General features: G+C 66.6%; 8 protein-coding genes. 4 read left to right on the top strand and 4 right to left on the bottom strand.

What is annotated here, in order from left to right:
* The first annotated feature begins 422 nt into the window (after nt 1-422).
* The 3 genes from QTH97_RS04010 (at nt 423) to QTH97_RS04000 (ending at nt 10,459) form a co-directional block, all read left to right on the top strand.
* Entirely contained in the window at nt 423-7,349 is a 6,927-nt protein-coding gene (locus QTH97_RS04010; RefSeq protein WP_286566755.1) for a peroxidase family protein, read from the top strand.
* A 67-nt stretch (nt 7,350-7,416) separates the two neighbouring features.
* Nucleotides 7,417-9,096, top strand: a complete 1,680-nt coding sequence (locus QTH97_RS04005; RefSeq protein WP_286566754.1) for a type I secretion system permease/ATPase — start codon at nt 7,417-7,419, stop codon at nt 9,094-9,096.
* Nucleotides 9,097-9,115: 19 nt separating this feature from the next.
* The gene (locus tag QTH97_RS04000) at nt 9,116-10,459 is read left to right on the top strand and encodes an HlyD family type I secretion periplasmic adaptor subunit (protein ID WP_286566752.1); all 1,344 of its coding nucleotides are present in this window, start codon (nt 9,116-9,118) and stop codon (nt 10,457-10,459) included.
* On the opposite strand, the gene QTH97_RS03995 is transcribed toward QTH97_RS04000, so the two are convergent.
* From QTH97_RS03995 to QTH97_RS03980, 4 genes are all read right to left on the bottom strand, one after another.
* Nucleotides 10,402-11,838, bottom strand: a complete 1,437-nt coding sequence (locus QTH97_RS03995; protein WP_286566751.1) for an ATP-binding protein — start codon at nt 11,836-11,838, stop codon at nt 10,402-10,404. The genes QTH97_RS04000 and QTH97_RS03995 overlap by 58 nt on opposite strands.
* On the bottom strand, nt 11,825-12,514 hold the full coding sequence (locus QTH97_RS03990) for a response regulator transcription factor (RefSeq protein ID WP_286566750.1): 690 nt from the start codon (nt 12,512-12,514) through the stop codon (nt 11,825-11,827). Before QTH97_RS03990 ends, QTH97_RS03995 begins: the two co-directional genes overlap by 14 nt.
* A gap of 527 nt (nt 12,515-13,041) precedes the next feature.
* On the bottom strand, nt 13,042-14,412 hold the full coding sequence (locus QTH97_RS03985; protein ID WP_286566749.1) for a sensor histidine kinase: 1,371 nt from the start codon (nt 14,410-14,412) through the stop codon (nt 13,042-13,044).
* Complete coding sequence (locus tag QTH97_RS03980) at nt 14,409-15,086, bottom strand: response regulator (protein ID WP_286566748.1); 678 nt, start codon at nt 15,084-15,086, stop codon at nt 14,409-14,411. Before QTH97_RS03980 ends, QTH97_RS03985 begins: the two co-directional genes overlap by 4 nt.
* Before the next feature lie 79 nt (nt 15,087-15,165).
* On the opposite strand from QTH97_RS03980, the gene QTH97_RS03975 reads away from it, so the two are divergent.
* On the top strand, nt 15,166-15,882 hold the full coding sequence (locus QTH97_RS03975) for a phosphatase PAP2 family protein (RefSeq protein WP_286566747.1): 717 nt from the start codon (nt 15,166-15,168) through the stop codon (nt 15,880-15,882).
* Nucleotides 15,883-15,912 lie beyond the last annotated feature (30 nt).

Here is a 15,912-nt window from a genome sequence, read left to right as displayed (position 1 = left end):
CCGTTGCCCGTGCAGGTAACGCAGGGCCGCGGCGTGCAAGGAGTTGGGCGGTTGCGGGAAAACCTGGCGTGAGCGGGGGGTCCGCACAGGGGAACGCCAGCCACACGCGATTCGAGAAAGGTCTTTCGACGTCTGCATTTTTCGTCTCCTCCGGACATTGATCTTCTCTGGACCGATGTCGGCTCGTCGACGGTCCTCGCTTGCGCAGTGACCGCCGCCGGTCGAATGCCGCGTTGCTTTACGCAACCAGCGGTATCGAATGTATGGGAAGGTTATGCGAAATAGCAAACCTTTTTTCTTAGCATATTTGGCGAGTTACCACGCATCACTTAAGGAGTTCTTAAGAGTCGGCACTGAGACTGTCTGTGGCGGAAGTAACGCTTTCGAACTATCGGAAACAACCACCCCAGAGGAGACGCAACATGTCAGTGACCGTCAATCAAGCAGACCTCGAGTTCATCCTCGCGCAGATCAAGATCTCGGAGGCGCACGCCGCGGGGCAGCCGCTGTTCGGACCCGGCGGTCTGGTGCCGGCGTACAACATCAGCTGGGGTTTGCGGACGGTGGACGGGACGTACAACAACCTCCTTCATGAGACGTGGGGCGCGGCGGATCAGCAGTTCCCGTCGCTGATGGATCCGGTGTACCGGCCCGCCGCGGGCACGCCGCTGGATTTCGACGGACCCGGCCCGGCCCCCGCCATACCGACGGCACCGAACTACAACCCGACCAACAATCCGGGCTCCTTCGTCGTCGACTCCAGCGTACGCACCATCTCCAACCTGCTCGTCGACCAGACCTTGGGCAACCCGGCCGCGATCCTGACCGCGCTGGACCGCGCGGGCTCGGCCAATGCCATGGCGGATCTCGCGGCCGTCACCGCCATCTACCAGGCCTTCAAGCCGGCTTCCGATACCGAGTACCAGGCCCGCGTGGTCGCGCAGAACGCCCGCGCCGCTGCGGAGGAACTCGGTGACGGCGACCCCAACACGCCGCCGGGGCTGGAGGAGCAGGCAGCCCTCGACGCCTTGGCTGCGGCGAATGCCGCTCACGCTCTGACGGTCGCCGCACTGGAAGAGGCCCGCGCGGTACGCGACGCCGCCGTCGAACCCTTCGGCATCGTGATGGAAGGCGACAACGTCAGCCTGCCCAACGTGTCGCCGGACGTCGGCCTCTCGGCGTCGTTCAACTCATGGTTCACTCTGTTCGGCCAGTTCTTCGACCATGGCCTCGACCTCGTCAACAAGGGGGGCAGCGGCACCGTGTTCATTCCCCTGCAGCCGGACGATCCGCTCTATGTTCCCGGCAGCGCGACCAATTTCATGGTGCTGACGCGCGCCACCGTTTCCGCCGGAGCGGACGGCGTCATGGGCACAGCGGACGACGTGGGCCCGGTGAACACCACCACGTCCTTCGTCGACCAGAACCAGACCTACACCTCGCATTCCTCGCATCAGGTGTTCCTGCGCCAGTACGTGAACAACGCCGACGGCCAGCCGGTCGCCACCGGCAAGCTGATCGAAGGCGGCAACGGCGGCATGGCGACCTGGGGCGAGGTGAAGGCGCAAGCCCTGCTACTGGGCATCCAGTTGACCGACTTCGACGTGGGCAGCGTGCCCTTGCTCAGGACGGACCAGTACGGCAACTTCATTCCCGACCCGCTGACCGGGTTCGCGCAGGTCATCACGGGCATCGGCGCAGATGGCATTCCGAACACGGCGGATGACATCGTCGTCTCCGGCACACCGGACGCTCCGGTCAATCCGACGACGGTGCTCGCGCTGCGCACCGGCCATGCCTTCCTGGCGGACATCGCGCACGAGGCCGTCCCGATCGGCAAGATCGCCGACGGCGACATCACGATCGGCCTGGGCAACCCGGGCAATGGCGACACCGAGTACGACAACGAGCTGCTCGACGCCCACTTCATCGCCGGCGATGGCCGCGTGAACGAGAACATCGGCCTGACTGCCGTCCACCATGTCTTCCATGCCGAGCACAACCGCATGGTCGATCACAACAAGGAAGTCATCCTCTCCACCGCGGCCGGCGGGGACCTGGCCTTCCTCAACGAATGGCTGCTCGAAGACGTCGCGGCCCTGCCGGCGGACCTCGGCTCGCTGGTCTGGGACGGCGAGCGCCTGTTCCAGTCCGCCAAGTTCACGACCGAGATGCAGTACCAGCATCTGGTGTTCGAGGAGTTCGCGCGCAAGATCCAGCCGCAGATCAATCCCTTCGTCGTGCCTGACGGCTTCGACGTCACGATCGATCCGTCGATCGTCGCCGAGTTCGCGCACGTGGTGTATCGCTTCGGCCACTCGATGCTGACCGAGTCGATCGATCGCTTCGATCCGAACTTCAACCCGCAGGACATCGGCCTGATCCAGGGCTTCCTCAATCCGGTCGCGTTCGACTCGGAGCACGCGATCACCGACGACGTCGCGGCCGGCGCGATCATCCGCGGCATGACGCGGCAGGTCGGCAACGAGATCGACGAGTTCGTGACCAGCGCGCTGCGCAACAACCTGCTCGGGCTGCCGCTCGACCTCGCAACCATCAACCTGGCACGGGGCCGCGACACGGGCGTGCCGTCGCTCAACGCTGCCCGGCGCGAGTTCTACGACGCGACCAACAACGCCGCCGAGCTGAGACCCTACGACAGTTGGGTCGACTTCGCCGGCAACCTCAAGCACGAAGCGTCGATCATCAACTTCATCGCGGCCTACGGCAACCACGCACTCATCACCGGCCAGTCCACGATCCAGGGCAAGCGCGACGCGGCCCTGACCATCATCACCGGGGCATCGGTCGGCGGCCTGGCGGTTCCGGCGGACGCCGAGGACTTCCTCAATGGCGCGGGCGCATACGGTGCCGGGAACGCGCTCGGCGGCCTCGACAACGTCGACCTGTGGATCGGCGGCCTCGCCGAGAAGATCCTTCCGTTTGGCGGCATGCTCGGCTCGACGTTCAATTTCGTGTTCGAGAACCAGATGGAGAGCCTGCAGAACGGCGACCGCTTCTACTATCTGCAGCGGCTCGACGGCCTGCACCTGTTCGGCGAGATGGAGAACAACTCCTTCGCTGAAATGATCATGACCAACACGAACGCGACGCACCTGCCGTCGGACGTGTTCTCGACGCCGGGCCTGGCGCTCGAAGTGGATCAGACGAGGCAGTACAACGATCTCGACGGCAATGGCACGCTCGAGCAGGCCGACCCGACCGGCGGCGGCATCCTGACGCCTCTGGTGGTCCGCAACAATCCTTCGACGGTCGGACCGGACGCGAACTACCTGCGGTACACGGGCGACCAGCACGTCGTCCTCGGCGGCACCGAGGGCAACGACATCATCATCGCGAGCGAAGGCGACGACGCGATCCACGGCGACGGCGGCAACGACACGCTCGAAGGCGGCGCGGGCAACGACATCATCAATGCCGGAGCCGGCGACGACATCGTCCGGGACCTCGGTGGCGATGACAACATCAAGGCGGGCGACGGCAACGACGTGGTCCACGGCGGCCCGGGGCTGGACCTGATCATGGGCGGCAAGGGCCAGGACTTCATCGTCCTGGGCACCGACGCGGGCTCTGAAGTCTTCGCCGGCGAAGGCAATGACTTCATCCTCGGCAGCAAGAACGCCGAACGCATTCTCGGCAACGAAGGCGACGACTGGATCGAGACCGGCACCTTCGATGGCGCGCCCGGCGACAGCTTCGACGAGATCTTTGCGCGCGACGGCATCGTGGGCCACGACGTGTTCCTCGGCGACGGCGGCTTCGACGAGTTCATCGCCGAGGGCGGCGACGACATCATGGTGGGCAGCCCCGGCCGCGGCAAGCTGGCCGGCATGTCCGGCTGGGACTGGGTGACCTACAAGGACAACACCTTCGGCGTGGATGCCGACCTGACCCGCGCCATCGTGTTCGACGAGAACCCGAATCCGCCGCAGAACGGCACGCTCGACGGCTATGAATCGGTCGAAGGCCTGTCCGGCACGCGATTCAACGACATCCTGACCGGGGCCGACACGATCGCCGAAGAGCGCCTTCCGTTTGCCCAGGGCGGCACGGAGGGCTACGCGGGCAGCGCGTTGGACTCGGCCGGCATCGCCCGGATCGCTGGCCTGCAGGCCGTGCTGGGCGCCGGCGTCACGAGCTACATCGCGGGCGACATCATCCTCGGCGGCGACGGCAGCGACCTGATCATGGGCCGCGGCGGGGACGACATCATCGACGGCGACAAGTGGCTCGACGTGCAGATCGGCGTCTTCGCGGCCAACGACCCCGGACATACAGGCACCCCGATCGCGCTTCACAACAGCATGAAGACGCTGGTCAACAGCATGTTCGCGGGGCAGATCAATCCCGGTCAACTTGCCATCGTCCGCACGATCCGGACGGATGAGACGGCGGGCGACATCGATACGGTCGCCTACCTGGGCCCGCTGGCCAACTACGCATTCGGCACCGACAGCAACGGAAGGCTCACGGTGACGGACATTGGCGTGGACCCGATCGAAGGCCGCGACACGCTGAGCAACGTCGAGCGACTGCAGTTCGCCGACGCCACGCTCGGTATCGTCACCGGCACCAATGGCAACGACACGCTCACCGGCTCCGCCGGCAACGACCTGCTGCTCGGACTGGGCGGCAACGATGTCCTGAACGGGCTCGCCGGGGATGATGTGCTGGTCGGCGGCGCCGGCAACGACACGCTCAACGGCGGGCTGGGGAACGACACCTATGTGTTCGGCCTGGCGGATGGCAACGACACGATCAACGAACCGGTCAACGCGACGAGTGGCGGCACGGCCGACCGCATCGTGATCCAGGCGGCCGGCACGGCGTTCACGAGCCTCAATGCGCAGGACAACAACACCGGCACGGCCAACGGCAGCCTGATTGTCAGCTTCAACGGGCAGACGGTCACCGTCAACGGCCACTACACCGGCGCGAACCCGCAGACCGGCGTGGAGCGCATCAACTTCAACGACGGCAGCTACGCGGGCTATCTGCTCGGCGTGGACGACTACCTGGTCAGCAGGGTGGACGCGGCGGGCGGCAGGGACCTCTCCGCTTCGACGGTCAACAACTTCATCGCCGGCGAGCAGGGCGTGAACGACGTGATCACCGGCGGCAGCGGCAATGACCTGATCTTCGGCGCCACGGGCGACAACACGCTCAACGGCGGGGCCGGCGACGACCTGCTGGTGGGCGGCTCCGGTGCCGGCGACAACGATGTGCTCGACGGCGGACTCGATGCCGACACGATGGTCGGCCTCGCCGGCAACGATACGTACATCGTCGACGATGTGGCCGACGTGGTCGTCGAAGCGGCGGCCGCGGGTACGGACGAGATCCAGACCGAGCTGGCCGCCTACTCGCTCGAACTCATCGCCAACGTGGAGGACCTGACCTACACCGGCATCGACGCGGACCAGTTCATCGGCACCGGCAACACGCTCAACAACGTCATCAGCGGCGGCGACCTGGCCGACACGCTGAGCGGGCTGGGCGGCAACGACACGCTCAACGGCGGCCTGGGTGCGGACGCGCTGGATGGCGGCGACGGCAACGACCAGCTCAACGGCGGCGACGACAACGACACGCTCGTCGGCGGCATCGGCAACGATGCGCTGAACGGCGGCGACGGCAACGACACGCTGGACGGCGGCCTCGGCAACGACGCGATGAACGGCGGCGCGGGCGACGACACCTTCCTCGTCGACAGTGCGACAGACACCGTCGCCGAGGGCGTGGGCGGCGGCATCGATACCGTGCAATCGACCGTGACGTACGTCATCACCGACGCGGACGTCGAGAACCTGACGCTGCTGGGCACCGGCAACATCAACGGCACAGGCAACGGGGCGGCCAACGTCATCACCGGCAATGCCGGCAACAACGTCCTCACGGGCGGCGGCGGCAGCGACACGGCGAGCTATGCGACGGCGACGGCAGGCGTGACGGTATCCCTGGCCATCGCCGGGGCGCAAGCGACCGTCGGCGCGGGCAGCGACACGCTCGCGAGCATCGAGAACCTTCTGGGCAGCGCCTTCGGCGACACGCTCACGGCCAGCGGGACAGCAGCCGCCGGAGTCGTCAATCTCCTGAGCGGCGGAGCGGGCAACGACACGCTGATCGCCACGATCGACAACGTGCGCGACACGCTCGATGGCGGCGGCGGCTCGGACACTGCCAACTACTCGGCCTACACCGCGGCGCTCACGGTCAACCTGGGAGGGGCGGCGCCGATCATCGTCGGCGGCTCGGGCAACAACGCGGCCAACTCCGACGTTGTGGTCGCCATCGAGAACTTCACCGGCGGCGCCGGCGGGGACACGATCACCGGCAGCGCCGCGGCGAATGTCCTGAACGGCGGCGGCGGTGCGGACACCTTCAACTACACGATCGGTGGTGGTGCCGACACGATCATCGGCGGGGCCGGAAACGACACGCTGAACATCACGGGCGCGGCAAACAACGATGTCCTGGATGTCATCTACAACGGCGCCATCACGTCCTTCGAAGGCGGAACCGTCACCGGCGTCGAGTCCATCACCGTCAATCTCGGCGGCAATGCCGACACGCTGTCGTACGGGACGTCCGCGACGGCCGTGAATGTCAACCTGCTGGCAGGCACCGCATCGGGCTTCACGTCGATCGCGAGCATCCTGAACGTGACCGGCGGCGCAGCCGGCGACACGCTGACGGGCAACGCCGGCGCCAACACGCTCATCGGCGGGGACGGCAACGACACCATCAACGGCGGGGCCGGAGGCGACATCATCATTGGGGGCGTGGGTGCCGACAATCTCAACTCGGGCGCGGCGAACGACAACGTGCAGGACATCTTCAGGTTCAGCGCGGCCAACGAGTTCGGCGATGTCGTCACCAACTTCGATGCCAATGGGCCGACCGCGGCGGGCGACGACCGGATCGAGTTCGCCGGCGCGCTCAACACGGCCTGGGATGACGGCAACAACAACGACAACTTCCTGTTTGCCACGGGCAACGGTGCCGCCGGCACGGTCACCATCACGGTCGGGCAGGGCAACGGCGATGCCGAGGCCCTGCTGCTGACCGGGGCCAACAACGAAGGTGTGACCACGGCGAACCTCGGCAACGCTGCGCTGGTGTCGGCGGCATTCAACGCCGAGTTCGCCATCACCGCCGCCAACGGCGAGGACGCGTTGCTGGTCGTCAACGACACCAACGGCAACAGCTTCTCCCTCTGGCAGTGGGTCCAGGCCGGAGGCGGGGAGACGGCGGCGGGAGAGTTGACTCTGATCGGCGTCTTCACTGCGAACGCCTCTGTGGTGGCAGCCAACTTCGACTTCGCCTGACCGGCAACGCAAGGGGCGGGGCAGGGCGTGCGACCGCCTTGCCCCTCGCACTGGAGGAGACAAGAAAATGAAGCCGATCTGGGCCGAGCTGAAGCCGTTGTTGTTGCACCTGGCGTTGTTCTCGTTCGTCATCAACCTGCTGTACCTGGTGCCTGCGCTGTTCATGCTGCAGGTGTTCGATCGCGTGCTTCCCACCAACAGCAGGGAGACGCTGTGGGTCTTGCTGGCAGGCGTCGGGGCTGCGCTCGCCATCCTGTTCGTGCTCGACTACGTGCGCCTGCGTCTGCAGCACCTCATCGGCACCGTCATCGATGAGCGCCTGTCGCCGCCGGTGGTGCACGCGGTCGTCACCGCCGCCGCGCGCTCGCCGCTGCATGCACGGCCCGATGCGATGCGCGACATCGCCACGCTGCGAAGCCTGTTCTCGGCCAACGGATTGACCGCGCTGATGGATGCGCCGTGGATCGTCGTCTACGTGGCCGTGATCGCCGTGTTCCACCCGGCGCTGGGCTGGGGGGGCGCCGGGGCCGCCGCCCTGATGATCGGGCTGGCCTGGCTCAACGACCGCATGAACCGCAAGGCGCTGGACGCGGTGCAGAAGGAGACGCGCCAGGCATCGCGCTACGTGGAAGGATCGCTGCGCAACGCCGAGGTGCTGCAGGCCATGGGCATGACCGAGCGCCTGCTCGGCCGCTGGCGCAAGCAGCAGGACGAAGCCCTTGCCCTTCAGGGCAGCACCAGCCACGCGAGCGTCAGCTTCAGCGCCGCATCCCGCTTCCTGCGCCAGGCCGTGCAGGTCATGATGATGTCGATCGGCGCCTACCTGGTGCTCACGCAGGCTGCCTCGGCGGGCGTGATGATCGCCACCACCGTGCTGCTCGGCCGCGCCTTGCAGCCGGTGGAGCAGATCGTCGGCAGCTGGCGAGTGCTGAACGAGGCTCGCTCGGCCTATCGCCGGCTGCGCGAGTTGTGCGGCCACTTCAAGGAGGAGCCGCGCATGTCGCTGCCAAGGCCGTCGGGCCATGTGCGGGTCAACGGCGTCTCGTTCCGCCCGCCGGGCACGGAGAAGCTGGCGCTTTCCGGCGTGTCGCTGCACCTCGCTGCCGGTGAAGCACTGGCCATCATCGGGCCGAGCGCAGCGGGAAAGTCCACGCTGGCGCGGCTCCTCACAGGCATCTGGCAGCCGACCATCGGAACGATCCGGCTGGACGGCGCCGACCTGTCGAACTGGTCACGGCGCGAGCTCGGGCCGTGGATCGGATACGTACCGCAGGACGTGGAGTTGTTCGACGGCACGGTGGCCGACAACATCGGCCGCCTCGCGGAGCCGGACTCCGATGCGGTCATTGCCGCCGCCAGGCGCGCCAATGCCCACGACATGATCGTGCAGTTGCCGATGGGCTACGACACGCCCATCGGTGATGGCGGGGCGCGCCTCTCGCCCGGGCAGCGTCAGCGCATCGCACTGGCCCGCGCGATGTACGGCGACGTACGCCTGCTGGTGCTCGACGAGCCGAATGCGAGCCTGGACGCCGAGGGCGAGATTGCGCTCGCGCACGCGCTCAGCAGCCTGCGCGCCGAAGGCGTGACCTCGATCGTGGTGACCCACCGTCCCTCGCTGGTCGCGCACGTGGACAAGATCCTCATCCTCGAGGCCGGGCAGGTGAAACAGTTCGGTCCGGCGGGCGAGGTGATGAAGTCGATGCAGAGGCAATCGCAGGCGGCGCTCAACGAGCGCGCTGCATGAAGTCCGGAGGCAAGAACAGATGGCACACGCACAGGCTTTGGCTCTCGGCGGCACGGCGCCCCGGCCGCGGACCAGCGAACAGCAGATCCGGCGCCTCGTGCGCGCGGGCCTGTGGACGGTGCTTGGCATCGTCGTGCCGCTCGCCGCGTGGGTCGGGCTCGCACCGCTGGCGATGGCGGTGGTGGCTCCGGCGCATGTCAAGGTGGATCTGAACCGACGACCGGTGCAGCACCTGGAAGGCGGCATCGTGCGGCAGGTCCTCGTTCGCGACGGGCAACTGGTCAAGGAAGGCGAAGCGCTGGTCGTCATCGGCGACGTGGGCGTCGATGCCGATCGCAACCGGCTGACCTATCGCCTGGCGGTGGAGCGCACGACCTTGGAGCGGCTCGATGCGGAGCAGCGTCGCGCGTCCCGTCTGGTGTTCTCCGAAGGCCTGCAGGCCGAGGCCCGCCGCGATCCGCGGCTCCAGGACGCGATGGCGAAGGAGGCCGCCCTGTTCTCCGCAAGGCAGCATTCGCTGCACAGCGAGCTTGCGCTGATCAAGTTGCTGCGCCAGAAAGTGCAGCAGGAGATCGGCGCGCTGGAGGCGCAGGGCGTCAAGGCGCAGGAATCCCTTGCACTCCAGCACCGCGACCTCGAGGCCAACCGCGACCTGGTACGCGAAGGCTTCGTCTCGACCGCGCGCATCAACCAGATGGAAGCATCGGTGGCCGACTACACGGCCAAGCTGGAAGAGCGCCGCTCAGAGCTCGCACGCGGCCATGGCCGGCTGATCGACGCCGACATCAAGAGCAACTCGATCGTCAATGAATACCTCCGCACGGCAAGCGACCAGCTCAAGACGACGGTGGCCCGGGTCAGCGAGATCGAGCAGGAGCTGCGCAAGTCCGACGACGCCACGACGCGTCAGGTCGTCCTCGCACCGGCGGCCGGCGAGATCATCGACCTGAAGTTCACCTCGCCGGGCGCGGTCGTGCGGCCCGGCGAAGCCATCGCGGAGATCGTGCCGAGCAATACCGCGCTGATGATCGAGGCGCAGATCCGACCGGAAGAGGTCAACAATGTGCTGGTGGGGCAGAGCGCCCGCATCAAGTTCACTGCCTTCAAGTACCGCAACGCCACCATGGTGACGGGCAAGGTGACCTATGTATCGGGTGACCGGTTCACCGACAAGGCAACGCAGATGCCTTACTACAGCGTCTCCATCCTCGCCGATCCCGAGTCGGTGAAGGCGGTGGGCGACCTGAAGATGCAGGCCGGAATGCCGGCCGAGGTCTACATCGAAGGTGGATTCCAGACCGCCCTTCAGTACCTGCTGGACCCGGTCACCTCCACATTGCGCAGGGCAGCCCGGCAGATGTGAGGCGCTGCCGGAAACCGCACCTCGGCACGCAAGCCCCCCAGTGGCGATTCCAGCAGACGCACCACGGCGTGGTGAGCCTGCGCCACGGCCTGGACGATCGACAGCCCGAGCCCGACGCCATGGGTGTCGACACGGCCCAGGCGGTTGAAGCGCTGGAACGCTTCGGCGTGCCGGCTGGCAGGGATGCCCGGGCCGGAATCGTCGACGGTGAGCAGGACGGCCTGAGTGTTCAGCGCGCTTCCGACCTCGATGCGGCCGCCTGCGGGCGTGAAGCGGATAGCGTTGACGAGCAGGTTGTGCATCAGCATGTGCAGGCCGAGTTCGACCGCCAGCAGTTCATCCACCTCGAATCGAGCCTTCAGCGTGACCTCGCGCTCGGCCGCGGCGGGTCCGAGTTCGGCCATCACGTTCCAGAAGACCTTCTCTAGCTTCACGGTGCCCAGGACATGTCCGCCGGCCACCGCAAGGCTGTCGATGCGAGCGAGATCGAGCAGACGATCCAGGAGATAGCTGGCCTGGTCGATGCCCGACATCAGGCCGCGCAGGGAAGCCGACAGCTCCTGCGGCGATCCGGCCAGCGTGGCGGCCAGTTGGGCCTGCGCGCGCAGGCCGGCCAGCGGCGTGCGCATCTCGTGCGCAGCGATGGCGGTGAACTCCCGCTCGACAGACAAGGCCTGCCTGAAGCGGCCGAACAGGGCGTTGATCGAATCGATCATCGGCTTGAGTTCCGCCGGCGGGTTCGCGGCATTCAACTCCGTGAGGTCGAGCGCATGGCGTTCCCGCAACTCGGAGGCGTAGCCGTCGACGGAGTGAAGGGCACGATTGAGAAACCACCAGGTGCTCACGAAGATCAGCAGGAGCGGAATCGCCAGGAAGGCGAGGAAGTAGCCGGTGGTGATGCCGACCGCGGCCTCCCGGTCGCGCATGCGCTCTGCGATCTGGATGACCATGCCGGCCTTCTTGGCGGACTCGGCGTAGGTCCGGACATCTTCGCCATCCACCTTGGCCTCGCCAAAACCACGCTCGGCAATGGGCCGCATCGGGCCGCTCGCAGGTGCCTTGTGGCTTTGATGCAGCAGTCGTCCGTCGAGTGACCAGATCTGGTAGTGGTAGCGGGTGCCGAGCGAGCTCTCGGTCTCCCTGACCGCGTCGCCGAGGCCCTGGGTAAAGCCTTCTTCCTCGATCTCGTGCTCGGCGAATGCGAGCACCGTGTGCGCCAGCGTGACGAGCCGCGCGTCCAGCACATTCCTGTCGGAGATCTGGTCGGCCCGGTGCATGGCCGCGCCGCCCGCGAGCAGGGTCGCAGTGCACACGAAGAGCGCAATCGCCACGACGCGACGGCGCAAGGACCACGATGCAATGAACCTACGCTTGTTCATTCCGGGCTCGGGGCTCGGGCCCGAGTTGATAGCCGACGCCTCGCACCGTCTGGATCAGGTCTGCCGAAAACTTGCGCCGCAGGTAGTGAACGTGGACCTCGACCGCGTTGCTTTCGACCTCGGCATCGAAGGTGTAGAGCGCCTCCTCGATCTGGGCGCGCGAAAGCACCTGATTCTTGCGGCGCACCAGAATCTCCAGCAGCCAGAACTCCTTGTTGGTCAACGGTACGACCTCGCCATGCCAGGTCGCCATGCGGTGGGAGGGGTACAGCTTCAACGGGCCGTGCTCCGGTTCCGTCGAGCCCGGCGCCTTGCCGTGGACCCGGCGCAGCACAGCCCTGACCCGCGAGGCCACTTCGTCCAGGTCCAGGGGCTTGACCATGTAGTCGTCGGCACCCATGTCGAGCAGGCGCACCCGATCCTGGATGCCGCACCGCGCGGTGATGACGATCACCGAAACAGGAATGCCCCGGGAGCGGATGCTCTTGAGCAGCAGGTCGCCGGAGACATCGGGCAAGCCGAGGTCGAGGAGGACGCAGTCATAGCTGCACGATGCGAGCGAAGAAAGCACCTCCTTGCCTGAACGAGTCCAGTCCACGGCGTAGCCGGACCGCACCAGGCCCTTGTGAACGGCAGTTCCCAACAGTTCGCTGTCCTCGACCAAGAGCAGGCGCATGGAATCTCCTGACTGCGCGAAACCGATCGACCACGCATACGACGGCCCCCCTCGAAGCGGCTGCGACCGTCCAGCCCCGGCACGAGCGCGAGTGCTCACTCGGGCCGAGATGAGTTACGAATACTTGCTGTCTTGTGATGAAAGGGACTGGACAGCCTTTGCGAAAAGGCCCAGTCGCCTGATGGCGCTAAGGACGAAGCTTGTGTCGTCGCCCGCGCAGATAGCGCAGGGCCGTGGCGCGCGAGGGTCGGGCGCTGGGGTCCGCGCCGGTGGGGCGTCGGCCGAACCCTGATCGAAAGATGACTTTCGACGAATGCATTTTTGTCTCCTCCGGACATAGATCTTCTCTGGACCGATGTCGGCTCGCCGGGGGTCGCCTGCCTTCGCAGACGATCAGCGGTGGTCGAGTGCCGCGTTGCTTTACGCAACCAGCGGTATCAAATGTATGGAAGGTTATGTGAAATAGCAAACCTTTTTTCTTACCTTGTGACGCCTGACTGACGCCTGACCTGCTGCAGTTTCGGAAGCTATGCAGGGCGCAGCACGATGCGCGCTTCGAAGCCGGTTGCAGCGCCATGGGGCGGCGATGCCAGTTCGAGCCGCGCGCCCAGCTTCTCGACGATGGTGCCGACGATCGATAGCCCGAGCCCGTAGCCGGCGCGATCGGAGCCGTGGCGCACGTGGCGCTGCTGCAGCGTGCGCAACTGGTCGGGGCTGACTCCGGGGCCGAAGTCGCGCACCGACAGCGTGCAGGGCGCCATCACCTCGATCACGACCCGGCCGCTGCCGTAGCGCAGCGCGTTTTCGATCAGGTTGCGCAGCGCTATCGCCAGTGCATCGACATCGCCCAGCGCCATCGGCGGTTCGTCCTCGGGCACCTTCAGCTTCAGGCGCTCGTTCGCTCGCGGGTCCTGCCAGAACTCCTGTGCGACCGTGCCGGCGAGCTGGACCAGGTCGATCCGCGCGCGCGTCAGGGAGGCGCCGGATTCGGCCCTCGAGAGTTGCAGCAGCTTTTCGGTCCGATGGCCGAGCACCTGCAAGGCCTCGAGCGCAGCCAGGACTTCATCGCGCTTCAGATCATGCTCGAGCGCGGTCTGCAGTCGCAGCCGTGCGGCCGCGAGCGGCGTGCGGAGTTCGTGCGCCGCATTCGCCGCCAGTGCCCGCTCGACGTCCAGCGATTGCGAGAGGCGTTCGAGCAACTGGTTGACGTGGTCGCCGACCGAGCGCAGCTCCTTGGGCAGCCCGGGGAGTTGGATCGGGCGCAGGTCTGTGCCGCTGCGCTGCTCGATCTCGCCGGCCAGTTGCTGCAGCACGCGCAGTTCGGTGCGCGCCACGTTGCGCAGCACCAGCGCGAGCAAGGGAAGCACTGCACCGAGTGGAATGATCAGGCCAAGCAGCGTGCGGTTGAGAGCGGTGCGCCGCTCGTCCAGCGGGTCGGCGACCTGGAAGAACAGGTCGCGCGAAGGATGCCGCACGGTGTAGATCCGCCAGGGTTCGGTGTTGGCGAAGCCGGGAGCGAGCGGCACGTCGAAGGCGTTGACCGGCGCCTCGGCCGAACGCAGCAGCACGCGCTCGTGTGTGTCGACAACCTGGTAGACCACCGCGTCGGTCGAGAAGAGCTGCGGCGGTGCGATCAGCGGGGAGCGCGCGTCGGGGTTCTCATGCCGGAGCTTTTCGAGTTCCTGAACGGCCATGTCGAACATGCGGTGCGAGACTTCCACCAGTTCGTTGTCGAAGTTGTGGTTGATTTCGCGGTCCACGTACCAGACCACGCCGAGCACGCACAGGAGCCAGACCCCGCCCACCCAGACGATGAGCGTGCGCGTGAGTCGGCCCGCGAGCGAATCGTGCCGGCCCAGCGGTTCGAGGCGAGCCTGCTGCAGGAAGCTGAAGTTCATTCGTCTTCTTCTTCCGGTGCGAACGACAGCCGGTAGCCCAGCCCGCGCAGGGTCTGGATGTGGTTGCGGCCGAGCTTGCGGCGCAGGCGGCTGATGAAGACTTCGAGCGTGTTGCTGTCGGCCTCGTCGCCGAAGCCGTAGAGCGCGTCGGCGAGGTTCTCGCGCGTGTGGATGCGGTCGGGGCGTGTCGCCATCACGCGAAGCAGCGCCCATTCCTTTTGCGTGAGCGTGACGGGCATTCCGTCCTTGCGCACCATGTCGCGACCCAGGTCGATCTCCAGCGTGCCGAGATGAACCACCGGCGAGCTGCTGGCGCTGCGCCGGCGCTCTACCGCGCGCAGCCGGGCCAACAGTTCTGCGGGGTCGTAGGGCTTGATCAGGTAGTCGTCGGCGCCGGCGTCCAGCCCTCGAATACGGTCGGTGACCTGGTCGCGCGCGGTCAGCACGATCACGATGGGGCGGTCGCGCAGGGCGCGCACCGTGGGGAGCAGGGAGAGGCCATCGCCATCGCCCAGGTGCAGGTCGAGCAGCACGGCAGCGTATTGCACGGCGGAAAGCGCCGCGCGCGCTTCCGCGAGACCCGGGGCCACATCGACCACGAAGGCCTTGGCCTCCAGATAGCTGCAGACTGCGCTCGCCAGAGCGGTGTCGTCTTCGACCAGCAATATGCGCACGGCGCCGTCCTTTCGAAAGTCAGGAGTCTAGTGCCGCTTCAGGCTCGGTTCAGCCGCCGAAACTAAGCTGGCGGCCCTGATGACCCGTTCTGCCGTCTCCAACACCGGCCCTCTCGCTCTCACACTCCTGGCCCTGGCCCTGCTGCTCGCGTGGGACGCAGCGGGCTTGGACGTCGCGCTGGCTACCTGGGCGGGCACGCCGGTGGGATTTCCGTGGCGCGAGCACTGGTTCCTGGTCAAGGTGATGCATGAGGGCGCGCGGAACTTGAGCTGGGTGCTGGTCACTGCGCTCTTCATCTCCATCCGGTGGCCGGTCTGGATTCTTCGCCGATTGAGCGCCGGCGAACGGGCGCAGCTTGCGCTGACCACGCTGGCTTCGGTCATGGTCGTTTCCCTCGTCAAGTACACGAGCACCACCAGCTGCCCGTGGGACCTGCAGGCCTTCGGCGGCGTGGCGCACTACGTCTCGCATTGGGCCTGGGGCGTGCGCGACGGCGGCGGCGGCAACTGCTTTCCCGCGGGCCATGCATCCGCCGGTTTTGCCTACCTCGGTGGCTATTTCGCGTTCCGCCGCTCGTCGCCCGGCATTGCGCGTGCATGGCTTGCCTGCGCCTTGGCGGCAGGGCTGGTGCTGGGGCTGTCGCAGCAGCTTCGCGGCGCCCACTACATGAGCCACACCTTGTGGACGGCCTGGGTGTGCTGGGTCACGGCCTTCGCCATCGATGTCGCAGCCCGAAGCCCTGGGTGGTGGCGCCTGGGGTACGGCTCGTCCTTGACCGAGCCACGGCAAAGATGAACGAAACCTGATCGACTTGTTCAGCGACTT

The organism is Variovorax gracilis (assembly GCF_030317115.1).
Taxonomy (GTDB): Bacteria; Pseudomonadota; Gammaproteobacteria; order Burkholderiales; family Burkholderiaceae_C; genus Variovorax; species Variovorax gracilis.
This window is presented reverse-complemented; position numbering and strand designations above follow the sequence as displayed.